The organism is Brucella pseudogrignonensis, assembly GCF_002252525.1.
Lineage (GTDB): Bacteria > Pseudomonadota > Alphaproteobacteria > Rhizobiales > Rhizobiaceae > Brucella > Brucella pseudogrignonensis.
The window spans coordinates 255,054-278,712 of sequence record NZ_NNRM01000041.1 but is presented as its reverse complement, the minus strand read 5'-3'; the positions used below and the strand labels follow the sequence as shown (position 1 = coordinate 278,712).

Sequence of the window (23,659 nt, the reverse complement as noted above, 5' to 3'; positions counted from 1 at the left end):
CTTCTCCTGCATCAGAAATTGTTGCCGCTGGCAACGAGAGGAGAAGCCGCCATGACCACCCATCGCATAGACGCAAAAAGCGCCAACGATCATTCCACGAAGCCGACATTCGGCAATCCTGATCTGCCGCCCGAAGGCGCGGTCAACGCCAATGCCGGAAGCCTGACTGATCCCGGTCCGAAGAACCCGGCGCTTAACGCACAGTTTCCATCTTTCCAGAATCCGCCTGCAACCGATATCGGTGATATGCAGCTCTTTTGGGGTTCATTCAACAATGCGCCAAAGCGCATTCAGAATGGCGGCTGGGCGCGTCAGTTGACACAATCCGACTTTGCAATTTCCGCAGAAATTTCCGGCGTGAACATGCGCCTGAGTGCAGGGGGCATTCGTGAGATGCACTGGCACCGCGCGGCGGAATGGGCAATCGTGACCAATGGTCGTTGCCGCATCACTGTGCTTGATACTGCAGGCCGCGCCTATGTGCAGGACGTTGAAGCAGGCGATCTGTGGTATTTCCCGGCAGGTTTTCCGCATTCCTTGCAGGGGCTCGGTCCTGATGGCTGCGAATTTGTTCTGGCATTTGATGAAGGCGATCAGTCCGAATACAACACGCTGCTGGTAACAGATTGGCTGGCGCATACACCGCCCAGCATTCTTGCCAAGAATTTCGGCATCGACGAAGACGCGATGAAGTCGATCCCGCTCAACAATCTCTGGATTTTTCAGGGCCGCGAGCCGGGCGAACTTTCCAACGATCAGGAAGAGGTTTCATCAGCTGGTCTGCCCCCTTTTCCCTTCACCTACAAGCTCAGCTCTGCAAAGCCATTGAAGGAAAACCGTTCTGGCGCCATTCGCATGGCTGACAGCTCGATCTTCAAGGCATCCACCACGATTGCTTCTGCAATCGAGACGATCAAGCCCGGCGGTGTCCGCGAGTTGCACTGGCACCCCAATGCCGATGAATGGCAATACTGGATCAGGGGCGAAGGCCGCATGACCGTTTTCGATGCAGGCCCCCGCGCCCAGACGGCAGATTTCAGAGCTGGAGATGTCGGCTATGTGAAGCGCAGTCAGGGTCATGTGATTGAAAATACCGGCACCACCGATCTTCAATTCGTCGCCGTGTTCAGGACGGCTGAATATCAGGAAGTGTCGTTGTCTTCATGGCTGACGCATACGCCAGCCGATCTTGTTGCACAGCACCTGAATATTGATGTTGTCGATTTGCGGAAGCTGCCTTCCGACCAGCCGGGCATGGTACCCCGTTGATGAAACCACCAACCAAAAAGGCGGCCAAATGGCCGCCTTTTTTTATGGTCTGTGAAAGCAATTCTTTCGTAGAGCGCCGTGCGCCCTTTTGGGCGCACAAAGGTCGCTCTAACACTTTATATTTACAGCATAATTTTACCTTAAACTGATTCAAGTTTAAGGAATTATGCTGTAGTCAATGCTGGGCAGCAATCGAACTGCGAACACGAAAAGCGACGAACTGAATGGCCAGCGCTATGATGGCGAGCAAACCGCCCAGCAGGCACACATCAAGCCAGCCGCCATGTTTCCATGCAAGCGTCGAGAGTGCAGCGCCCGCCGCTCCACCGAGGAACATGGCCGTCATGAAGATGGTATTGAGGCGGCTCCTTGCTTCCGGATCAAGTGCATAGATGATGTGCTGATTGGAAACGAGAGCGCTCTGGATACCGAAATCGAGCACGATCACACCAATGACCAGCGCGATAAGCGAAGACCAGAGGCCGAAGATCACCCACGAAATCAGCGTGAGGATTGCGCCCATAAGCACGACAAAGTGCGGACCTTTGCGGTCGGCAATCCGGCCTGCAAATGGCGCTGCAAAGACACCAACTGCACCCACAATACCAAAGAGACCTGCAACATCTGCGCCCAAGCCAAATTCAGGCGTTTGCAGGTAAAGCGCGAGAATGGTCCAGAAGGCCGTGAAGGCTGCAAAAAGCGCTGCCTGCGTCAGCGCTGCAATGCGAAGGGCACTGTGTGTTTTCCAAATTTTAGCCAGCGAACGGATCGCCGTGTGATAGCGCATATGCGATGTCGAACGATGGTTCGGTAGCGCAAAAAACATCAGCAAACCGGCAAAGAGCGCCAGCGGTACGCCGATCCAGAACATTTCGCGCCAGCCAGCATGTTCACCGACAAAGCCGGAAAGCGTACGGCTGAACAGAATGCCCGAAAGGACGCCCGCCATCACCGTGCCGATGGTCGCGCCGCGCTTTTCAGGCACGGCAAGCGACGCCGCAAACGGCACGATCTGCTGTGCGACTGTCGAGCTTGCACCCACGATGAGTGATGCAATCACCAGAGCCAGCGCCGATGGTGCGACAGCCGCAATGGCAAGCGCTACTGCCAGAATGATGAACTGGCCGATGATCAGCTTGCGCCGGTGAACGATATCCCCCAACGGAAGCAGGAAGAACAAACCAGCGGCATAGCCAAGCTGCGTGGCGGTCGGGATAAGGCTCGTCATCGGATCATTTGGAAAATCGGCTTCGATGATCCCAAGCATTGGCTGATTGTAATAGATATTTGCAACCGCCACGCCGCTGGCTACGGCCATTGCGAACAGAGCCCCTTTGCCGATACCGGCGCTGGCTTGCCCGGCTTGCATTGAAGATTGGCTTTTATCGTCCATTTTGCTGCCCTCTTATGGCTGGTCCCGAGGAAAGTGGGAGGCGCTTTCCGGCGGAACGATGCGTGAAAAACTTTGGATAGGGCGGCTATCAAAGGCACCTTGAAGTGAGAGCCGCTCTATCGCGATCGGTACCTGACTATCTAGCTTTTTATCGATTTTCGTTTTAGTGATCTTGAATGATCTGCCTGTATAACGAAAATCGATATAATGAATACGGATGACGTTGTTGTATTTCTGGCGGCAGTCAATGCGGGAAGCCTGGCTGAAGCGGCCCGAAGGCTTGGTCTCCAGCCGATGGTTGCCACACGCCGTCTCGCTGCTCTTGAAACAATGCTCGGTGTCCGGCTGCTGCATCGCACGACACGTTCGCTTTCGCTGACACCTGAAGGTGAAACCTTCCTGCCTTTTGCGCGCGCCATGATCGAAAATGAAACCGAAGCCAAAGCGCTGCTGCGGGCAGAAGCCAGAGGTGCGGCAGGTCTTTTGCGTGTTTCGGTTCCCGTCGCCTTTGGCCTTCGCTATGTCACGCCGTTTGTGCCGCAGCTGCTTGAGCAGAATCCAGAATTGCGTATCGCGCTCGATCTTACGGATCACTTGCCCGATTTGGTTGCGAGCGGGACGGATCTCGCGATCCGCATTGCCCGGCTGCGCGACAGCAGCCTGATTGCGCAGAAGCTCAGCGACAATCCTCGTTGCATCGTTGCAAGCCCGGACTATCTGGCCAGACGCGGCATACCGGACGCGACTGATGAGATTGCAGAGCATGACTGCCTGCCGCTCGGCTCTGCAACTCATTGGACTTTCTCGACGCCCGAAGGTGAAAAGCACATTCGTCTTAACGCCCGCTTTTCCGCCAACACGATGGAGGGCTGTTATGCCACCTGTCTTGCGGGCGGTGGGCTTGCACTTCTATCGACCTGGTATGTGAGTGAAGATGTGAAGGCGGGGCGTCTGGTCAGGCTCAATTTCGGTGATGCAAGACCTGAAACGCTCAATATCTGGGCGGTCTATCCGACCACCAGACTGGTCTTGCCGAAGGTCCGGGTTTTCATTGCCGCATTGAGGGAGGCCATTGCGGCATCGGCTGAAAACTTTCACGCGTGAAACCTCAGTAGATTTCCGCGACTGCAAGTTTCGCCCTAACATTTGCCCCGACATTCGCCCCGATATTCGGACGTGTCTGATAACGGCGCCATGCGCTTGGTGTCGTACCGGTGATCCGGCGGAACACGCGCGACAGGTGAGCCTGATCGGAAAGGCCGCAATCAAGCGCGATTTCGCAGAGAGGCGCGTTACTGTTAAGCATCTTGTCCTTGGCAAATTCGACACGGCGCTTAATCACATAATTATGTGGTGAAACGCCAAAGCTGTTTTTGAAGGCTGCCGAGAAATAGCTGGTGCTGAGCTTGACCTGACGCGCCATTTCATCAAGCGAAATCGTGTAGGAAATGCGCTCATCGATAAAGCGGCACACACGCTTGATCTGCCAGGGCGCCAGTCCGCCGACAACGATCCGATCCGCCACATCATTGCCGTCAACCATGCGTGTGCCGAGCAGGCTTGAAGCCTGATTGACCAGATCGATAGCGATTGTCTCATCTTCTTCGAGAAGCTTTACGGCATTCAACAACAGGGCCGAGACCTTGATTGATGTCTCGCTTGCGAACTTGTCGAGGGGAAGGCGTGGCTGCTTGTGGTCAACTGGCGTTGCGAAATGTGACATCATCGATCTCCCGTAAAATCGTTGAACTGCGTTGGATATGGGAGGATTTTGGGATGATGCGGCGCTGTACGAAACCGTACTATGAGTGCAAAACCATACACCTGAGTTTTTGCTACTCTATACTTGGGTATAGGGTGAGTGGGTTTGTGCTTCACCTCGCGCACAAACGAAAAAAGGGGCCGACGGCCCCTTCTTTTGTGTGACTGATCCTGCGATCAGCCGTTTGTGCCACGCAGCGTTTCAAACAGGAACCAGACGCGGCGTTCGCCTTCGTCGATCCAGTTTTCGAGCAGGCTTGCGGTCGCCACATCGCCATATTCGTCGCAAAGCTCGTGCAGCACCCGCATACTTTCAACAAGTGCCTTGTTGTCGTCGCGCAGCTCGGCGAGCATTTCATGCGGATGCACAAACTCGGCATCATTATCGAGAATGCGCTGGTGGCGCGAAATATCGCCGATGGAGCGCAGTGTGTTGCCACCAAGCTTGCGGGCGCGTTCTGCCAGATCGTCGGTGATGGCAAAAATCTGATCGCCCTGTTCATCCAGCAGAAGATGATAATCGCGGAAATGCGCGCCAGACATGTGCCAATGGAAATTCTTGGTCTTGAGATAAATGGCAAACACATCTGCGAGCAGAGCGGTGATGCCGCCGGAAATTTCCTTCACGGCTTCTTCCGAAAAACCGCTCGGTGTCTTGAGAGAGGCAGAGCGACGGGATTTTACATTATCAGTCATGATGATGGTCCTTTCGTTCGTAAATGCGTGTTGTCGGTTTGAGAGCAGGGGGATTCCGGGGCGCGCCCTGAGGCAGACTTCAATGAAGGGCGTGGAAAATCATGGCAGCTCAGCCAGTCAACCGGCAGGTCGACTGGTTCAGGCAGCGTATCAAGACCGTCACGCACGCGCTCTTCAAGCAAGCGAGGTTTCTTAGTCATGGCGGATTGCCTTTCCAGCTTTGCACAAATGCATACTGTATGAGCCACGAACGATAATCTTGCATATTTCGATGTCATTTGGATATGTCATCGCGATCACAAAAGCGAAAACGGCAAGAGGAGTTCCGCTCGCCGTCCCGCCCCGATTTCGAGCCGAAATTACGACTGGATGAATTCCAGAACGTCAGCGTTGAACTTGTCGGCTTCGGTCTCCGCCAAACCATGCGGCGCGCCGGGATAAACCTTGAGCGTTGCATTTTTCACGATTTTGGCGGTCTTTTCGCCCGCGGCTGCAATCGGCACGATCTGATCGTCATCGCCGTGGATCACCAGCGTCGGCACTTCGATCTTTTTCAGATCATCCGTGTAATCGACTTCCGAGAACTCGCGAACGCAGTCATACAGCCCCTTGATCGAACCGACCATGCCCTGCAGCCAGAAGTTCTCGCGCAGGCCTTCATTGACCTTGGCGCCTTCGCGGTTGAAGCCATAAAATGGCAGCGTCAAATCCTTGAAGAACTGCGAGCGGTCGGAGCGGGTGCCCTTGCGAATGCCGTCGAAGACTTCAATCGGCGTGCCTTCGGGATTATTTGCGGTCTTGAGCATCAATGGCGGAACGGCACCAACCAGCACGGCTTTTGCAACGCGGCTATTACCGTGACGACCGATATAGTGAGCGACTTCGCCACCGCCCGTCGAATGGCCGACAAGGATCACATCCTTGAGGTCGAGCTTTTCGATCAGCTCTGCAAGGTCATCGGCATATTGATCCATGTTGTTGCCATTCCATGGCTGATCGGAACGTCCATGACCGCGACGATCATGCGCGATAACGCGGTAGCCTTTCTCAGCGAAAAATAGCATCTGCACGCTCCACGCATCGCCCGAAAGCGGCCAGCCATGCGAGAACAGGATTGGCTGACCTGTGCCCCAGTCCTTATAGAAAATCTTGGTGCCGTCTTTGGTTTCGATGAAGTTCGTAGTCATGGCCGTAGATCCTTTTGCTTGGGAGGAGAGGACTGGACCCGGCTTCAAATGCATTCGCTTTGAAGCTCTGATCTGCCATCCGATCTACAGGCGTGCGTGTTCAGGGTCTTGATGATTTGCGGCGTGTTTGGACAATTGCGGGATCGTCAAAGCAAAAGATGCGAATGACCGCTCGTAACGAGCATTCGCATGAAAAAATCGATCAGTCCGCAGCTTATGGGTTGCCGTCGGCAAGACGTTTGATGCCAGCCATGCTGATGACGGTAAGTTTCTGACGGCCGCCGCGAACGAAGCCCTGACCTTCCCAGTTGCTGAGAATACGCGAAACCGTATGCAGCGTTGTTCCCGTCATTTCGGCGATATCCTGACGGGTGATGGGGAAGTCGATGCGGATGCCGTCTTCTTCCTTCTTACCCGCTTGCCGGGCGAGACGCAGAACGGCATGTGCCACACGACGCTCAACTTCCTCAGTCGACATCTCGCGAATTCGGGTATGGGCTTCTTCAAGCCGCTTGCCAATTGTCTGGATCGCGTTCATCGCAAGGCCGGGATTCTGTTCGACGAAATAGTCCCAAAGCTCTGTTGGCCAGGCCAGAACAATGCTTTCGGCTACCGCCATTGCCGTGCCGGGATAGTCGCTGCGTTGCAAAGCCTTGGCGAAGCCGAATAGATCGCCGGGATGGACCATGCGAACGATGATCTGCTGTCCGTCGGGAGTTACCTGATTAACCTTGAGGCGACCGTGAAGCAGCAGAAAGAACAGGACGGCGTCATCGCCCTGTTCAAAAATGGTTTCGCCCGGAACGACACGCCGCGTTGAGGCGTAAGACACAAGCTTGTCCAGCTCGTCATCGCTCATCTTTGCGAACAACGATAGTTTTCTGACAAGCCCGCGATCTATCGTGGCCATCACGCATCCCCTACTAAAAATCCCCTTCGTCGCTTTAGCACAGCAAGAGGAATAAGGGATAGTCTCGGGGGCATAAAATAGGGCATTCAAGCGTAAACCATCATATTGAGAATTCTTTCAGCCGTTTCAGCACGACCGCATACCAGCGACCGTCACGAACCAGACGAAAGCCCAGATTGTCGGGTGGCACACCGACGCTACAGCCGCCTGTCTTGGGGTTGCGGATGAAAGAGCTCATGGCGGCACGGTGCTTGCCATTGACCACATAGACGCCGCAGACAGGTGTTTCGGCAACGATCTTGCCATAGGCATCGATATTCACACGGCGATGACAGGTCTGTGTCCATTCCCATACATTGCCGGCAACGTCGGCGATACCAAGTTCGTTTTCACCAAATGCACCTGCAGAACGGACTTCAGGGCTACGCTCGAGTTTGCGCGCGCTCTGCTGCTCATAGTCCTTGAGCCATCTTAAAGCGGGGTTGGATGCGGCATCGTCCTCAATGCCCAGAGCGGTATCGGTAAAGCGTGAACCGGCAGCAAAAGCCCATTGCTCGTCGGTCGGCAAATGCCAGATTTCACCGGTCTTTTGCGATAACCATTTGGCATAGTTTTCCGCATCATCGTAGCTCACGCCGACAATGGGTGCATTGGCGCCCAATCCGTTTCGATTATGCGGTAACGCTTCCGCCGGTTGGCAGCCACCATCGGCGATGCAGCGCTCATAGTCGGATGCGCTGACCTGATATTTCATAATCTCAAAGGATTGCGCGAGTTTGCGCGTCGTCAGTGGTGCATCCACCGGATAATTGTTCTTTTGAAAGTCGCCATCAGCGCGATAAGTCATGCTGCGCGGTGCAACGACGATGGTCTGCGGGTGCTCAAATTGGGTATCCCGAGAGCTGCGCTCTGCGCGTCCTGCGGCATGGACCACAAACAGACCCGCAACCACCGCCAGCAAGACAGCGGGCACAGCCACGGCCAACTCCCGAAGGCGCTTCTTCTTATTACCTTTGGTCATTTGATGTCACGGAGCCGTGTCGTTCAATAGATACGGCTCCGAGCCTTTCCTTATTCGACAATCACCAAAGAAGTTTTCAGTCTTTCGTTACATCCCAGACGGGGCCAGAACCGACGTCATCAGATCATCATTCCATTCGCCGGTGACTTTGAAGTGCGCGGCTGCACCCAGTTCAAAGGCTTCGATCAGATTGTGGTTCACATAGGCATAGATGCCGGGTTGCTGGAATGTGTAGAAGGCTGCTGCCGCGGCTCCGCCCGGAATGAACCAGGTTTCCTGATCGAGATCTGGCGGCGTGTTGAGCTTGCCAGTTGCCCAGACATAGTCGCCATGTCCGCCGATGAGGTGAGGTCTCGTATCGCGATTGGCTTGCGAGTGAACGATCAACACCTTCTCGCCGACCTTGGCGGTCATTGCCTTGTCACCGGTCAATGCACCGACTGCACCGTTAAAGACAACATGGGTCGGTGTCAGGGTACGCATCACCTTCACAGTGTCTTCATATGCATCGCCTGGAGCGTCGTATTTCTTATACTGACCAGCTTCATCGCGAGGCACATAGAAGTCCTGCTCGCCGACATAATAGATCTTGTCATAAGAAAGCTTGTTACCCTTGCCATCGTGCAGTCCGTCGCGCGGCAACACCATGATCGCCCCATTCATACCCGAGACAACGTGCCAAGGAACCATTCCTGGAGGTGCGCAGTGGTAGACGAAAACGCCGGGCTTGGTGGCCTTGAAGCGAAGGACCGTCTTCTCACCGGGGTTGATTTCGGTAAGCCCACCGCCACCCAATGCGCCGGTTGCCGCATGGAAATCGATGTTGTGCATGAGCGTGTTGGTTTCAGGATTGATGAGTGTCAGCTCAACATAATCGTCCTGATGCACCACCATCAGCGGGCCGGGAACGGTGCCATTGAAAGCCATGGCATGAACTTCAGTCCCCGCATCATCAATGACGATCTTCTTTTCTTCGATCACCATCGTAAATTCGACAACCTTCGGCCCACCCTCTGCGGCCTGGCTGTGAGCGTGGACGAATGGCGGGTTCACCAGTTCCACTTTCTGCCGGGGTAGTGCTGCAATTTCCGCTGCACTGGCCTTCCGGATTGCGCCATTACCCCAGGCGGATGTTGTCGCAAGCACCGGGGCTAACGCACCAGCGAGTGCTGCTCCTGCCAGTATCGTGCGGCGGTTGATCTGCATCTGGTCTGCCATCGATTCTCTCCTATACGATAGGACCGAGCGCTCTTTGCTCTGTCGTTTTATCTATAGGAGATCGGGGAGGTTCCTTCCTTGACCGCAATCAACATGGACCATAAATCGATGAAATAATTATCGTTTATTTACAATGCTTTATGTGAAATGAACCAAGTTTTTAAGGGCTTATTTGCGATAGCACAAAGGACGATTACAGCCTGAGCGTGTTGTCAAAAGTAAAACCAGCGATTGATAAATTTCAATCGCTGGTCTTCGCGAAGCGGTTGGGGTCATGCTTTCTATAAGGACAGGCCAGTGAAACGGGCTTGTACTTCCGGCAGTGCCATCTCTGGTATCCATGCGGGCTCATATGTCAGCTCGACATTGGCGCGTGAGACGCCCTCGACCGCTCCCACGCAAGTTTGCACGGCTTGGATGAGAAATCCCGCAGCAGGACAGCCGGGTGTGGTCGTGGTCATCTGAACGTTGACCAGCTCGCCGGATACGATCTCGATGTGATAGATCATCCCCAGATCAACCAGATTAACGCCCAGCTCTGGATCGAGGATCAGCCGCAGTGCATTAAGGATCGCATATTCGAGTTGAGCATCTTTTTCGCAGTGCATGGTTTTGTCCTCACACTTCACCAACACGGATCATGATGCGATAGGCGCTGCCTGTTTCATCGAAGTTGCCGACCCATTCATGGCCTCGCCGTTCAAGCTCTGGAAACAGGAAAAGTGGTTCGCGGTGCAGCAAAGCAAACAAAACGTCGCCGCGCGTCATGCGTTCGAGTTCTGCCAGTATATGAACCATTGGCTCAGGTGGTTGCATGTCTGAGCAATCGAGATAATGCGAAGGTTCAGGCCAGATATCGGGCGAACTTACATTGTTCGACAGCTGGATTTCTGGCACCGCGTCCTGCGTTGGAGAAAACAGCGTTTGCCAGTCGCCGTCACCGATCGGTTGCGGCTCTGCACGAAACCCTTTGCGTTCCATCACGGCAAAAAGCGGAACCGGTTTGAAGGGTGTTACAAGCAGAAGACTCTGGCCGGGCAGCAGATTTTCCGCGGCATCCATGATTGCCTGAAACGGCTCTACGCCACTTTTGAGCAAGGGACGCACGTCCAGCTCACGATGGGCGATTTCCTGAATGGATAATGTCATTTCGACCTCCTAAAGCGTGTCGCGGAAAAGTGGGAACCGGTTTTCCGATATCGACATGCGTAAAAACGAAGACTTAAAGCGTGTCGCCCGGCTGCGATAAAACGCGGCGCGCTTTAAGCACGGGCGCACCGGCATGAATAAGGTTGGGCAGGATCACGCCATTGGGCAGGCGCAGATTGGTTGGTACGTCCAGAAGCCGCCGGGCGCGGAAGAAGTGAACGCTCAAAGCCAGAATGGCGATAAGGTTGAGTGCAGATGACAGTCTGAAAATAGTCAGATGGTTGAAGATCAGGGCCAATGTGCAGAACCAAACGCTCCCATAATAAAGGATGAACCAGTGCCGCGCATTCTGCTCGCGCACCATGTCCTGAACACGCGGCGTCTGCACGCGGCCCATGACAGGGCCATAGCATTCGAGCCAGGTGAGAAACGGAACGATCTTGTAAAGCTGCGCGAGGCTGAGGCCTGAAAGCCAGCCAAAGACGAAAAGATAAACGAGTGCTGCGACCATCTGGTCTGTCACACCGGTCCAGAGCATCGTCAGGGCAAGCAGCATGGAAATCAGCAATGCAGCAAAGGCTGAAATACTGGCCATGCTGTTTAGTTCGATCGCCTTGCGTTTGCGTTGGCGATAGATTGCACGCACGTCGAGAGCATAAAGAGCAATACAGGCAATAGCCGGAACAAGTGCGATAGATAGCGCAATCGCTGGCTGACCGATGCCGAATGCAAAAACTGTGATGCTAAAGCTGAGGATCGTCAGTGCGGCTAGACCGAGCCACCATAGAAGCCTGGTTCGTTTCGTGTTGCTGTCTGGCGAAAGCATGAACATGGTGAGCAATCGATAGCTCACACCCATCGCGGTGAAAGTCATCCAGCCGCCAAGTGCTAGCGCTGCATGGATAGAGACAGTTGATCCGGCGATTTCAAGAGCAATTATCTGCTCCGTCGCTCCGGACAGCACGAAAGTATAAAGCCCGCCAAGACTGGCAACGATCAGCAGGCAGCCAATGCCGACGGCCACAAAACGCGTTGGCAATGAAATCGGCCGTGCTTTCCAGATGGTCACACCAAGCATCAGAACGATCAGCGAAAAGCCTGCGATCAAAAGCAGTCCGGATATGGGAAGCAGCGCAATTGTATCTTCAAGCAATCCGGCCATGCCTGCGAAGCCCAAAAGCAATCCGATTAGACCCGAAAGCAGCAGCAGAAGGGCTGGTAGTTGTGCGGAACTGCCCCAAAGCGGCTTTGCAACCAGAACCGGCACAAATTGTAGCAGCGCACCGCTCATCAGCAGTGCCAGCCAGCCAATGGCGATGATATGGACGAGAATGAGAGTTTCCGGTGCCCGAATTCCGTGGAACGGGTAGCCAAAGCCGCCTGCCATCATTCCGACCCCGATTATGAGGAAGGCGAGGGAGGCTGCAAAATAGGACAAAGTCCAGCGGGAAAGCGCGGCACCGATCATCTCAAACCTTGATGAAGAACAGCTTAGTGATTGCCGCAAGTGCATTCATGGTCTGAACCATGGATCTTGCGTCGTGCAATTTCGACACGCCAGATAGGGCCGTTCTCTTTATAGACCCAGGAAAACTCATCGGGATTCCGCGTTTCCAGCTGGCGACGCAAAGGTACCGGATCGTGATCGTTGACGATCTCCAGCGCATCGCCTGGCTCCAGCGTATCGATCATGGAAAAGATCGTCGCATGTCGCGTAATAGGCGGAATGGTGCGCACGTCGATGACTGGATTTGCTGAAACTGGTTCGATTGGCATTATAATTTTCCCAGGCCGTCATTGTCGAAAGATGATGACGACAGCCAGCGCCATCATGAGAGCTTTTCTAATCTGATCGATGCGAAGCTGCTTTGTTGCATCTCAAACAAGATGACAAATAATGGCTCTCAGGCAGAACAGCCTTGTTCTGGATCAATTATGATATGTTCATGCTCCACTATGATGCAGATCCTGGAAATGTTCACTGAACCACGATTTCTGAGGTGAAACTTGCGGATGATATCAGATCTCTTCGATCATAACCGGCAATGGGCTGCGGAAAGAGAGCGGGAAGACCCTGATTATTTCAGGCGGTTGTCTGCCATGCAGCGACCGGAATACCTGTGGATCGGCTGCTCCGATAGCCGTGTACCCGCCAACGTTGTAACGGGTTTGCAGCCGGGGGAAGTTTTCGTCCATCGCAACGTCGCCAACCTTGTTCATCGTGCTGATCTCAATCTGCTTTCCGTGCTTGAATTTGCGGTGGAAACGCTGGAGATCAAACACATCATCGTTTGCGGTCATTACGGTTGCGGTGGCGTGCGTGCAGCCATGGATGGGTATCGTCACGGGATAATCGATCATTGGTTGCAGCCTGTTCGCGATATCGCGCAGGCATCAGAAACCGAACTGGAGGCCATAACGGAGCCGGAAGAGCGGTTGAACAGACTTTGTGAGCTGACAGTCGTTTCTCAAGTACAAAGCCTTTCCCGAACCCCCGTTTTGCAATCGGCATGGAAGGAGGGAAAGAGCATTGCTATCCATGGTTGGATTTACGGACTTAAAGACGGATTGCTGCGTGATCTTGGTTGCAATTGTACCGGCCCCGATGGGCAATTGTCCTGTACGGATGCGGACAGTTGCAGCGGTTCCAGTTAAGAAAGAACGTTGGAACCACTGTAACTGTTTGTTTGTACGCATTATCCGACGCAAAACCGCTTCGCTCTTTTGCTGGAAATACTAAAAGACAATTTGAGCAGTCACTTATCCAAACACTTCCCGCTTTTCCGATTTGGCGGCAAGCAAGGCTTCCAGCATCAGATTTTCAGAGAGGATGTGGCGGCGCAAGCTCTCGAGAAAGCCGCGGATCATATAGGCCACCGTATCGGCTGCGAGTTGGCATTGTCCTTCAGACACGGCTTGCAGCAACCCTGCAAGCTCTTCGGCGGAAAGCCGGTCGCAGCGGTGTTCAGCCTTCAACCGCTCAATAACGACCGTTGCAAAGCCCGATCCGGCATGATGGTCGAAATCCGGAAACAGCACTGTCTCTTCCAGCAAATGTGCTTCTGAAAGAAGCGCAGGAATTGCTTTGGCGAGTGTTTGATAATCGAACGCTGTCTCGGTACCGGTCGTTACATCTTCCGCAGCTTCTTCGAGCTGCAGGCACAGTTCAAGCAAGGCATTGTGGTGTGTTTCCAGCCTAATGATGTCGGATGCATGAAGAGGGGAGCCAGCTGTCATGTCCGGTTTCATCTATTGGCCAAAGAATAGCACGATGGCGATCACAATGGATGCTGCAACGGCCGACAACGTACCGGCACCCTGCAAAGCGCCCATGCGGTAAAGAACGAGCGAGAAGCCGATAATGGCGGGGGTAGCAACCATGAGCCCGATCTGTGCATCTGTCATTGAAATATTCCTTTGCTCTGAAAATGCATAATGCATATGCGGTCGCGATTTTTCTTTGCCAAAACGCAAAGAACGGCATGGCCGCTCAGTCTAGGCATGACCCATGCTTGGAACGGAAGATACAGCCTTTGCGGCGACGATTTCGGATGATGAGCCGGGGGAAAACCTCCTGCTTTGGATTCTCGTCTGGAGTGAACTCATCACCTTTGCAATTTTGCTGATTGCCTTTCTGGTGATGTCGATCATCGATATTGCAGGTGTTGCCCAATTGCGGGCGCATCTCAGCCCGGGTCTGGCGGCGACCAACACAATTGTCTTGCTAATGAGCGGCTGGCAGGCAGCAATAGCTGTGCGGCGACGACATAACGGGAAGAAGGCACGAAATCCGCTGCTGTGCGCGGCGTTTTTTGGCCTGATTTTTGTCGCCGTCAAATTCATCGAATACTCGCATGAAATGCAGTTTGTCGGCGATGAAGCGGCAGGCGCATTTTTCGAGCTCTACTTTCTCCTCACCGGCTTTCACCTCATGCATGTGCTGTTTGGATCGATCATTCTGGCGCTGGTCGCATGGCGGCCATCCGCTTCCAATGTTCTGCTCATCACCACTCTTTGGCACGCCATCGATCTCGTATGGCTGGTGATGTTCCCAGTCCTCTATCTTGCGTGAGGCAATGAATGACACACAAAGGTCGCATGTCTTTAAATCGCACGCTTTTCATTCTGCTTGTTCTTGCGCTCACTGGCGCGCTGATTGCCAGTCTCAGCCATGGACGGTTGATGGCGATTGTGGTGGTGCTGATTCTCGCCTTTGCAAAAGGCTGGTTCGTCATCCTGGACTTTATGGAAATGCGCGGCACCAAAGGCGGGCTCAAGCCTGCCTTGCTCGCGTGGCCCGCCGCTTTGCTCACACTTGCGCTGGCGCGTTCTGTCGCAGTGCGCTTCCTGCTTTGAAGAACAGCTGTGGTCTTTGCCAAAACGCAAAGACGTCTTTCGCCTGCCCGATAGAAGGATGAAGTCCCGTGATGCTGGTGAGGGGTTTGACGAGCCGCATAATCGACGGGGGATCAGAGCGCATCCCGAGAAGTGTGAAACGTCTTTCGGGAAAAGATGCGCGTTAAAACAAATATTTAGAGCGCTGATCTGGTTCATTCTGATCGAAATGCGCTCTGAATGCCGAGGCTCTGCCTTCGGCCAATGAAAGGACGAAGGGGATGGCAGAACGCCTAACCAAGACCGGCGCCCGAAACGTCTTCTACGGCGGTTCCATATTCTTTTTCGCGATCTTCGTGGGACTGACGGCGCACAGCCATTACTACATGAAAACCACATCCACGGATGAATCGACGCTCACTGATGCAGTCGCGCGCGGCAAACACATCTGGGAGAAAAACTCCTGCATCAATTGCCATACGTTGCTGGGTGAGGGCGCCTATTTCGCGCCCGAGCTGGGCAATGTCTGGAAGCGTTGGGGGGGCGAAGAAGACCCGGAAGGCGCTCGTGAAACGATGAAAGCCTGGATGCAGGCGCAGCCTACCGGAATCGAGGGCCGTCGTCAGATGCCGCAGTTCAACCTGAGCGAACAGGAACTCAACGATCTGGCTGATTTCCTCGAATGGACAAGCCGCATCAAGACGCAGGACTGGCCACCAAATGAGGCAGGCTGAGGCGCGGGATGAACGGAGTTTTATGATATGAAATATAAAAGCCAAAAGGTTGCGATGCTCTATTTTTATGGAGCGCTCGTCCTGTTCGTAGCACAGGTCGCATTCGGTGTTCTCGCCGGTACGATCTATGTCCTGCCCAACACGCTCTCCGAGCTTTTGCCCTTCAACATCGTCCGCATGATCCACACCAATGCGCTGATCGTCTGGTTGCTGATGGGCTTCATGGGTTCAACCTATTATCTCTTGCCTGAAGAGACAGAAACCGAACTTTATAGCACCAAGCTTGCTGTCATCCAGTTCTGGATGTTTTTCGTTGCCGCAGGCGTTGCCGTTGTGGGTTATCTCTTCAAAATCCATGAAGGTCGTGAGTTTCTTGAACAGCCCTTCATCATCAAGGTCGGCATTCTCGTCGTCTGTCTGATGTTCATGTTCAACATTACCATGACCGCCTTGAAGGGCCGCAAGACAACCGTCACAAACATTCTGTTGTTCGGTCTGTGGGGATTGTCTCTGTTCTTCCTCTTCGCCTTCTATAACCCGGTCAATCTCGCCATCGACAAGCTTTATTGGTGGTATGTGATCCATCTCTGGGTTGAAGGTGTGTGGGAGCTGATTATGGCTTCGATCCTCGCCTTCCTGATGATTAAGCTCAATGGTATCGACCGTGAAGTCGTTGAAAAATGGCTCTATGTGATCGTTGGTCTGGCCCTGTTCTCAGGCATTCTAGGCACTGGTCATCACTATTACTGGATTGGTGCTCCTGGTTATTGGCAGTGGATCGGCTCGCTGTTCTCGACGCTGGAAGTCGCTCCGTTCTTCACCATGGTCATCTTTACTTTCGTGATGACATGGAAGGCCGGTCGCAAACATCCAAACCGTGCCGCATTGCTCTGGTCGATCGGTTGCTCGGTGATGGCATTCTTCGGTGCAGGCGTATGGGGCTTTCTGCACACACTGTCGTCCGTCAACTATTACACCCATGGCACACAGCTGACAGCAGCCCATGGCCACCTCGCCTTCTTCGGGGCCTATGTCATGCTCAACCTTGCAGTCATGGCCTATGCCATCCCCGAACTGCGCGGACGTGCGCCATATAACCAAATGCTTTCCATGGTGAGCTTCTGGGCGATGTGTACGGCGATGTCTGTCATGACCTTCGCACTTACTTTCGCAGGCGTGGTGCAGACCCATCTGCAGCGTGTACTGGGCGAAAGTTTCATGGTCGTGCAGGACCAGCTGGCACTGTTTTACTGGATACGTCTGGGTTCCGGCGTCGTGGTCGTAATCTCTGCCTTCATGTTCATTTGGGCGATGCTCGTTCCAGGCAAGGAAAGCCGGGAAAACGCATCTGGCTTTGTACAGCCCGCTGAATGATCGACACGAAAGCCTCGCCTTCGGGCGAGGCTTCTTCACTTAGAGCGGCTCCAATTACGACTGAATAGCTATAGCCGCTCTAATCATTTGTTTTCACGCATTTTCCTCACGCAAAACCGCTTCGCACTTTTGCCGGAAATGCTTTGACCAAAGGAAGACGGCCATGAACAGCATTCTCAAGAACGTTGAAATCATCGATTCATCGATCCCCGCTTACAGCCCATCCGGCAATGAATGCGCTTTGTTTGAAATGGCATGGAAACGAAAGCTGCCATTGCTTCTTAAAGGTCCGACTGGCTGCGGAAAGACACGCTTCGTAAGCCATATGGCAACGAAGCTTGGTCTGCCGCTCTCAACCGTTTCCTGTCATGACGATCTCGCAGCAGCTGATCTGACTGGCCGCTATCTTTTAAAAGGCGGGGATACGCATTGGGTTGATGGGCCATTAACCCGTGCGGTGCGCGAGGGTGGCATTTGCTATCTCGACGAGATTGTTGAGGCACGCAAGGACGTGGCTGTGGTTCTGCATCCACTGACTGATGATCGTCGCGTTCTGCCGCTTGAGCGCACCGGCGAACTGCTCGAAGCGCCAGAGCATTTCATGCTCGTTGTTTCTTATAATCCCGGCTACCAGAACCTGCTTAAGTCACTGAAGCCAAGCACACGCCAGCGTTTTGTGGCTATCGAATTTGATTTCCTGCCCAAGGATCAGGAAATTGCGGTGGTGAGCGCTGAAAGCGGACTTGATGCCCATAAGGTTGCGCCGCTTGTGGCGCTCGCTCATCGTCTGCGCGGTCTGAAAGGACATGATCTGGAAGAAGGCGTTTCCACACGTCTGCTGGTTTACTGCGCGTCGTTGATAGACGCCGGCATGTCACAGCGTGACGCTGCTCGTGCCGCCATGATCGAGCCGCTGACCGACGAGCCGGATGTGAAGGCAGCATTGCTTGAAATCGCCGATGCGATGTTGAAATAGGCGGGTATGTCATGCTGGATTTTCTGGAGCTTGAAGAAACCGTTGGCCGGGCCTGGCATCGGCTTATCGGTAAGACGGGATCTTGGCCGCAATATCCCGACCAAGCGGTAAGGCTTACCGACATTCGCCAGAGGCTTGCCATCTGCTTCCGTGGTTTTGGCGGCGATGTTGCGGTGCAGATTGCGCCAGCACGCGCAAGAACTTCCGGGCATCGGCTTGGCTTGCGGCAGCGTATGGCTCTGGGGGAGGAAAAACTCAGCCACCCTTTGCGCGATGAAGCAACGCTGATGTTGCCGCCCGAGATTGCGCTCTTTCCTGATCGCACACTGAATTACGATCTCTATGTCTGGCTCGCGGGCTACATGGCGATCATGCCCACTGATATGAGTGCTGTTCCTGATGACCCGTTGCGCCGCGACCTCGCGGCGCTCGATATGGCTGCAGTAACGGCGGCAAAAGCCTGCCAATTGTTTCCGGGGCTTGAAGATCGCTATGCGCGGCTCTGCGATGCGGTGCTGGATGCACGGCCAAATAGACGGCTTAATCAACTCGAACAGCTTGTCGAAGACCGGGTTCTTTCCTTGTTGAAAGAAGGGGCCGGGCTGCCTGACTTCAGCCTTGCAACGATTTTCCCCCATCGCGCGCCTGCGGGCTATCTGCCGCTCCTTCCGGTGCCGCTTTGGCCGGGGTTGATCCGTCGCGATGAAACAGCATCGCGGAACGCAGAAGATGAACCCGTGCGCGACTCCCGGGCCGAAGGTTCGGAAACAGGCCGCCAGATAGCGCAGCGCGAGCAGCAAGATCCGCGATTTGCTGATAGAAGCCCATTCATTCTCAATCGCTTTGAGAAAATTCTCGCCATGGCGGAAATGGTCAGTGTTGATCGGCCTTCGGATGACAGCGACGAGCAGAATGCAAAGTCGGCTGACGAGCTCGATGATCTGACACTGGGCGAGCGCAAGGGCAGACCCGCGTCACGCTTTCGCTTTGACCTCGATCTCCCACCAGAGGCGGTCGACCACAGTATGCTTACCGCCAAGCTGACCTATCCTGAATGGGATTATCGCAAAGCGACCTATTTGCAGGATCATTGTAGTGTGCTGATGGCACCTGTGCAGGATCACGATGACGCGCTTAAACTGGATGACGAGGCGCGTAGCCTTGTACGAAAGGTCCGGCGTCAGTTTGAAGTTTTGCGACCCGGACGCGAAATGATGCGCGCACAACTCGACGGTAATGATCTTGATCTTGATGCCGTGGTGCGCTCGCGTTGTGATTTTGCAGCCGGTGGGCAGGGCAGCGAACGTGTGCATTTGATGAGCCGTCCTCAGGCCAATGATCTGGCGGTGACGATCCTTGTCGATGTCTCGCTTTCCACTGATGCCTGGGTGGATAACCGTCGGGTGCTTGATGTGGAAAAGGAAGCGTTGCTGGTTCTGGCCAATGGCATCGCTGCCTGCGGTGATCGCTGTTCGATCCTGACCTTCACGTCGCGGCGACGCTCATGGGTGCGTGTTGAAACGGTGAAAGATTTCGACGAGGCTTTCAGTCCGACTGTTGAGCATCGCATCGCTGCGCTCAAGCCGGGTTTTTATACGCGTATGGGTACCGCCATGCGTCACGCCACGGCAAAGTTAACCGAGCAGCACAATCGCAAGAAACTTCTGCTGCTGCTAACCGATGGCAAGCCGAATGATGTCGATCATTACGAGGGGCGCTTTGCACTGGAAGATACCCGACGGGCGGCAAATGAAGCGCGTGCCAAAGGCGTCAACGTTTTTGCCGTGACGGTTGACCGCGAGGCAAATGCTTATCTGCCTGCTCTCTTCGGCCACGGGGGCTTTGCAATGGTTGAAAAGCTCGCGAAATTGCCGATTGCTTTGCCCGCAATCTATCGAATGCTGGCGGGATAGTTTTCGATCAGCACGATCAGAGACTTTGGTCAGTCCCTCGCACCGGCTCTTCCTTATCGATCAGGGGCGAGGGTGATGCAAATGCCAGAAGTTTGTCATAGTCGATAATTTTAACGGCTGATGCCTGCACACTCACACCATGTGCGCCAAGGTTGGCAAAGCTGCGCGACAGGTTCTCCGGCGTCATGCCGAGATAGGCCGCCAGGATGCGTTTTTCATAAGGAATGGTAACGACATCCGTTCCGTTATTGGCGAGCGATTCCTTAACGATCCAGTTGGCTAACCGCTGGACACTATTGCGTAATTTCTGCGTCTTCAGCTCTTTTACAAGCCGTCGGTAAGACCGCGCCAGCTCGAAAACGATAGCCTGCATGAAGCCTGAATCTTCGCTCATCATGGAGCGAACAAGCGATGACGGGATCATCAACACGCGCGCGGCGGTCAATGTCTGTGCGCTTTGCAAACACACATCATTGTTTAACGACGCAGCCAGGATGAAAACATCACCTGAGCGCAGAACTTCCAGTGCCGTTTCACCTTCTTCGGAGCGGGCAGACATAAGCACCAGTCCATCGAGCACGACAAAGAGAAAATCAGACGGCTGATTTTCTTCAATCAAGGTGGTTCGCGGCGGAAAGGATTGCGCAAAGCTGGGAGCTATGAGGAACTCAAAAGTCTTATCCCGCATTCCAAGAAAGAGCGGAAGCGTCTTTAGAACCAGGATATCCTCATCGCGCATTAAAACCTTACCTTTCATCTCTAGTTTTATTATAGCAAAAGTCTTGATAAATATCAATCATCAAGTATTATTTTATCAATTGTGTCATAAAACTAAATCTATTTTCAGCATATGATGACTATTAACTACAAAAACCCTTGATTGATTATCAAATATTGATCCTAATCAATGTATTCAACAGACAGACGCCGCATAAGTGCAAACGAAACCTTCCATGGTATTCAATTCGGAGTACGCCTATGCCACACGTCCCGGGGGCTTCCCACCGTAAGCAGACTACTGCTCTGACGATGAGCACGATTGCCTTTACAGTCTGCTTCGCCGTTTGGACCATTTTTGCAATCATTGGCATACAGATCCGCGCTGATCTCGGTCTGAGTGAAACGCAGTTCGGCTTGCTGGTTGGCACCCCGATCCTTACGGGATCGCTGATCCGTGTCATTCTCGGCATTTGGGCGGACCGCTACGGCGGACGCGCGATTTTTACGCTGACCATGCTGATCTCAGCTGTCGCCACCTATTTCCTGACCTATGCAACGACCTATCCTCAGATGCTGATTGCAGCGCTGGGCGTTGGTGTTGCGGGCGGTTCATTCTCGGTTGGCGTTGCTTATGTCTCGCGCTGGTATCCGCCGGAAAAACAGGGCACGGCCCTTGGTATTTTTGGCGCCGGTAATGTCGGCTCGGCCGTCACGAAATTTTTCGCACCGATGGTCATGGTTGCGCTTGGATGGCATGCAGTTGCCGAAATATGGGCAGCGGCGATGGTCGTCATGGCGCTGATCTTCTATTTTACCACCAGCGATGATCCGGTTCTGCTTGAGCGCAAGCGCACGGGTGAAAAGCCCGTCAGCACGCTTCTGGAACTCGAACCGCTCAAGAATATTCAGGTCTGGCGCTTCTCGCTCTATTACTTCTTTGTTTTCGGTGCGTTCGTGGCGCTGGCGCTGTGGCTGCCGCAATATCTGATCCATGTTTATGGCGTCGATATTCGCTATGCCGGTATGATCGCAGCTTTTTTCTCTATCCCGGCAAGTCTTTTCCGCGCTTATGGCGGCCATCTGTCTGACGTTTATGGTGCGCGCAAGGTCATGTACTGGACCTTCCTCGTCGCTCTCGTCGCCACCTTCATTCTCTCTTACCCACCAACGGAATACATCATCCAGAGCGATAATGGTCCGCTGCGTTTCACGGCAGAAATGGGCGTGGTCGGCTTCACGGTTTCCGTGTTTATCCTCGGCTTCTTCATGGCGCTGGGCAAGGCTGCGGTCTTCAAGCACATCCCGGTTTATTATCCCGACAATGTTGGCGCGGTCGGCGGTCTCGTCGGCATGATCGGTGGCCTCGGCGGCTTCATCCTGCCGATCCTGTTTGGTGTTCTGCTTGATCTCACAGGTCTATGGACAAGCTGCTTCATGCTGCTGTTCGTCATCGTTGCAGTCTCGTTTGCCTGGATGCATGTTTCGATCCGCCAGATGGAACGCGCAGTACAGGACAAGGCAACGGAGGAACTTCCAGCTTTCGCAGAACTGCAGGGCTTGAAAAAGGCTGAAGTCAAGCCAGCCCGCAAGAGCGATGCCGTGCTGACTGAATGGGAACCGGAAGACAAGACCTTCTGGGAACAGAAAGGCAAGCATATTGCCAAGCGCAATCTCTGGCTTTCTATTCCAGCGCTCTTGCTGTCATTTGCGATCTGGCAGGTCTGGTCGGTGGTCGTTGCAAAGCTGCCGCTGGTTGGCTTCAAGTTCACCACGGACGAGTTGTTCTGGCTTGCAGCACTTCCCGGCATTTCGGGCGCAACGCTGCGCATCTTCTATTCTTTCATGGTGCCGATTTTCGGCGGTCGTCTCTGGACCACACTGACCACGTGGTCGCTGGTTATTCCGGCCATCGGCATTGGCTATGCGGTGCAAAATCCGAATACGCCTTACTTCGTGTTCCTGCTGCTCGCTCTGTTCTGCGGTTTTGGTGGCGGCAACTTCGCCTCCTCCATGTCAAACATTTCCTTCTTCTTCCCCAAGGCGGAAAAAGGCAATGCGGCAGCCCTCAATGCAGGCCTCGGCAATCTTGGTGTCAGTGTCGTACAGTTTGTCGTTCCGCTGGTTATTACCGCTGGCATCTTCGGCAAGCTTGGTGGGGATCCGGCTTTTGTGGCCACCGAAGCTGGCAGCTCGCCGCTCTGGTTGCAGAATGCTGGCTTCTTCTTTGTGCCTTTCATCGTGATCACTGCCTTTGCCAACTGGTTCGGCATGAATGATATAGCATCGGCAAAGGCATCCTTTGCGGATCAGGCTGTCATTTTCCGCCGCAAGCATAACTGGCTGATGTGCTGGCTCTATACCGGTACATTCGGCTCCTTCATCGGCTATTCGGCTGGCTTCCCGCTCCTGACCAACATTCTGTTCCCGGAAGTTAATGCGCTGCATTACGCATTCCTTGGACCTTTGGTCGGTGCGCTGTCGCGTTCGGGCTCGGGCTGGCTTGCCGATAAATATGGCGGCGGACGCGTAACTATCTGGGCTTTCATCCTTATGATGATCGGCGTGAGCGGCGTGCTCTGGTTCGTCGGCATCAAGGATCAGCCTTATGCATTCAGCGGCTTCTTCGCTTCCTTCGTTCTGCTGTTCTTCGCAACAGGTATCGGCAATGCCTCCACCTTCCAGATGATCCCTGCGATCATGTCGAAGGAAATGGACCGCCTGATGCCCAAAGCAAGCGCCGAAGAACGTCGTCTGGAAGCCAGCAAGGAATCCGCTGCCATTACTGGCTTCACATCGGCCATTGCTGCTTTTGGCGCCTTCTTCATTCCGAAAGGCTACGGCACGTCCATCAGTATGACGGGCGGACCGGAAGCAGCTCTGTGGGCATTCCTGATCTTCTATGTGAGCTGCCTCATTATCACCTGGGCCGTCTACACCCGAAAAGGTGGCCTCCTCTATGACGTCGAGCACAATCGCAAACCTGCGACCGCTGCTGCCTGACCA

At 54.0% G+C, this 23,659-nt stretch carries 25 protein-coding genes; 10 read left to right on the top strand and 15 right to left on the bottom strand.

Going from position 1 to position 23,659, the window contains the following annotated elements:
* Positions 1-51 precede the first annotated feature (51 nt).
* Positions 52-1,269 (top strand): cupin domain-containing protein, encoded by a 1,218-nt coding sequence (locus tag CEV34_RS19110; protein ID WP_007877531.1) that lies wholly within the window; start codon positions 52-54, stop codon positions 1,267-1,269.
* Between the two features lie 175 nt (positions 1,270-1,444).
* Here the strand turns inward: CEV34_RS19110 and CEV34_RS19105 are convergent, their stop codons facing one another.
* The gene (locus tag CEV34_RS19105; protein WP_007877532.1) at positions 1,445-2,662 is read right to left on the bottom strand and encodes an MFS transporter; all 1,218 of its coding nucleotides are present in this window, start codon (positions 2,660-2,662) and stop codon (positions 1,445-1,447) included.
* Positions 2,663-2,869: 207 nt separating this feature from the next.
* Between CEV34_RS19105 and CEV34_RS19100 the strand changes: the two genes are divergently transcribed.
* The gene (locus CEV34_RS19100; RefSeq protein ID WP_007877533.1) at positions 2,870-3,766 is read left to right on the top strand and encodes a LysR family transcriptional regulator; all 897 of its coding nucleotides are present in this window, start codon (positions 2,870-2,872) and stop codon (positions 3,764-3,766) included.
* A gap of 4 nt (positions 3,767-3,770) precedes the next feature.
* Here the strand turns inward: CEV34_RS19100 and CEV34_RS19095 are convergent, their stop codons facing one another.
* The 11 genes from CEV34_RS19095 to CEV34_RS19050 all read right to left on the bottom strand — a co-directional run bounded on the left by CEV34_RS19095 (position 3,771) and on the right by CEV34_RS19050 (position 12,380).
* Positions 3,771-4,388, bottom strand: a complete 618-nt coding sequence (locus tag CEV34_RS19095) for a helix-turn-helix domain-containing protein (RefSeq protein ID WP_235819108.1) — start codon at positions 4,386-4,388, stop codon at positions 3,771-3,773.
* A 212-nt stretch (positions 4,389-4,600) separates the two neighbouring features.
* The gene (locus CEV34_RS19090) at positions 4,601-5,119 is read right to left on the bottom strand and encodes a Dps family protein (protein ID WP_007877542.1); all 519 of its coding nucleotides are present in this window, start codon (positions 5,117-5,119) and stop codon (positions 4,601-4,603) included.
* Positions 5,116-5,319 carry a hypothetical protein gene (locus CEV34_RS26815; protein ID WP_143853444.1) on the bottom strand — a complete coding sequence of 68 codons (204 nt, stop codon included), beginning with the start codon at positions 5,317-5,319 and terminating at the stop codon, positions 5,116-5,118. The genes CEV34_RS19090 and CEV34_RS26815 overlap by 4 nt, the downstream gene beginning before the upstream one ends.
* A gap of 159 nt (positions 5,320-5,478) precedes the next feature.
* The gene (locus CEV34_RS19085) at positions 5,479-6,306 is read right to left on the bottom strand and encodes an alpha/beta fold hydrolase (protein WP_007877543.1); all 828 of its coding nucleotides are present in this window, start codon (positions 6,304-6,306) and stop codon (positions 5,479-5,481) included.
* Between the two features lie 214 nt (positions 6,307-6,520).
* Positions 6,521-7,216, bottom strand: coding sequence for a Crp/Fnr family transcriptional regulator (locus tag CEV34_RS19080; RefSeq protein ID WP_007877544.1), 696 nt, complete (start codon positions 7,214-7,216; stop codon positions 6,521-6,523).
* 100 nt (positions 7,217-7,316) lie between these two features.
* Positions 7,317-8,237, bottom strand: a complete 921-nt coding sequence (locus tag CEV34_RS19075; protein ID WP_094544243.1) for an SUMF1/EgtB/PvdO family nonheme iron enzyme — start codon at positions 8,235-8,237, stop codon at positions 7,317-7,319.
* An 87-nt stretch (positions 8,238-8,324) separates the two neighbouring features.
* Positions 8,325-9,455, bottom strand: coding sequence for a copper-containing nitrite reductase (gene nirK / locus CEV34_RS19070; protein WP_094544242.1), 1,131 nt, complete (start codon positions 9,453-9,455; stop codon positions 8,325-8,327).
* 281 nt (positions 9,456-9,736) lie between these two features.
* Positions 9,737-10,063 (bottom strand): metal-sulfur cluster assembly factor, encoded by a 327-nt coding sequence (locus CEV34_RS19065; RefSeq protein WP_094544241.1) that lies wholly within the window; start codon positions 10,061-10,063, stop codon positions 9,737-9,739.
* Between the two features lie 10 nt (positions 10,064-10,073).
* Positions 10,074-10,604, bottom strand: coding sequence for a DUF2249 domain-containing protein (locus CEV34_RS19060; protein WP_094544240.1), 531 nt, complete (start codon positions 10,602-10,604; stop codon positions 10,074-10,076).
* A 73-nt stretch (positions 10,605-10,677) separates the two neighbouring features.
* A complete protein-coding gene (locus tag CEV34_RS19055) occupies positions 10,678-12,072 on the bottom strand; it encodes a hypothetical protein (protein ID WP_094544239.1) in 1,395 nt (464 codons plus the stop codon).
* 23 nt (positions 12,073-12,095) lie between these two features.
* The gene (locus CEV34_RS19050; RefSeq protein WP_064321297.1) at positions 12,096-12,380 is read right to left on the bottom strand and encodes a DUF2249 domain-containing protein; all 285 of its coding nucleotides are present in this window, start codon (positions 12,378-12,380) and stop codon (positions 12,096-12,098) included.
* A gap of 237 nt (positions 12,381-12,617) precedes the next feature.
* Here CEV34_RS19050 and can point away from each other — a divergent pair, with 237 nt between their 5' ends.
* Positions 12,618-13,259, top strand: a complete 642-nt coding sequence (gene can, locus CEV34_RS19045) for a carbonate dehydratase (RefSeq protein ID WP_039860342.1) — start codon at positions 12,618-12,620, stop codon at positions 13,257-13,259.
* A 105-nt stretch (positions 13,260-13,364) separates the two neighbouring features.
* On the opposite strand, the gene CEV34_RS19040 is transcribed toward can, so the two are convergent.
* Both CEV34_RS19040 and CEV34_RS27110 read right to left on the bottom strand, forming a co-directional pair.
* Positions 13,365-13,841 (bottom strand): hemerythrin domain-containing protein, encoded by a 477-nt coding sequence (locus CEV34_RS19040; RefSeq protein WP_094544238.1) that lies wholly within the window; start codon positions 13,839-13,841, stop codon positions 13,365-13,367.
* Between the two features lie 12 nt (positions 13,842-13,853).
* Positions 13,854-14,009 (bottom strand): hypothetical protein, encoded by a 156-nt coding sequence (locus tag CEV34_RS27110; protein ID WP_007877560.1) that lies wholly within the window; start codon positions 14,007-14,009, stop codon positions 13,854-13,856.
* Between the two features lie 103 nt (positions 14,010-14,112).
* Between CEV34_RS27110 and CEV34_RS19030 the strand changes: the two genes are divergently transcribed.
* From CEV34_RS19030 to CEV34_RS19005, 6 genes are all read left to right on the top strand, one after another.
* A complete protein-coding gene (locus tag CEV34_RS19030) occupies positions 14,113-14,676 on the top strand; it encodes a cytochrome c oxidase subunit 3 (RefSeq protein ID WP_094544237.1) in 564 nt (187 codons plus the stop codon).
* A gap of 8 nt (positions 14,677-14,684) precedes the next feature.
* Complete coding sequence (locus CEV34_RS19025; RefSeq protein ID WP_007877568.1) at positions 14,685-14,960, top strand: cytochrome C oxidase subunit IV family protein; 276 nt, start codon at positions 14,685-14,687, stop codon at positions 14,958-14,960.
* 260 nt (positions 14,961-15,220) lie between these two features.
* Positions 15,221-15,673: a c-type cytochrome gene (locus tag CEV34_RS19020; RefSeq protein ID WP_064321292.1), complete on the top strand. Its 453-nt coding sequence runs from the start codon at positions 15,221-15,223 to the stop codon at positions 15,671-15,673.
* A 27-nt stretch (positions 15,674-15,700) separates the two neighbouring features.
* Positions 15,701-17,047: a nitric-oxide reductase large subunit gene (locus CEV34_RS19015; protein ID WP_094544236.1), complete on the top strand. Its 1,347-nt coding sequence runs from the start codon at positions 15,701-15,703 to the stop codon at positions 17,045-17,047.
* Positions 17,048-17,210: 163 nt separating this feature from the next.
* Positions 17,211-18,023, top strand: a complete 813-nt coding sequence (locus CEV34_RS19010; protein WP_094544235.1) for a CbbQ/NirQ/NorQ/GpvN family protein — start codon at positions 17,211-17,213, stop codon at positions 18,021-18,023.
* A gap of 11 nt (positions 18,024-18,034) precedes the next feature.
* Positions 18,035-19,936, top strand: a complete 1,902-nt coding sequence (locus CEV34_RS19005) for a nitric oxide reductase activation protein NorD (protein ID WP_094544234.1) — start codon at positions 18,035-18,037, stop codon at positions 19,934-19,936.
* Positions 19,937-19,952: 16 nt separating this feature from the next.
* On the opposite strand, the gene CEV34_RS19000 is transcribed toward CEV34_RS19005, so the two are convergent.
* Positions 19,953-20,675, bottom strand: a complete 723-nt coding sequence (locus CEV34_RS19000) for a cyclic nucleotide-binding domain-containing protein (protein WP_064321289.1) — start codon at positions 20,673-20,675, stop codon at positions 19,953-19,955.
* A gap of 239 nt (positions 20,676-20,914) precedes the next feature.
* On the opposite strand from CEV34_RS19000, the gene CEV34_RS18995 reads away from it, so the two are divergent.
* Positions 20,915-23,656, top strand: coding sequence for a nitrate/nitrite transporter (locus CEV34_RS18995; RefSeq protein ID WP_094544233.1), 2,742 nt, complete (start codon positions 20,915-20,917; stop codon positions 23,654-23,656).
* Positions 23,657-23,659 lie beyond the last annotated feature (3 nt).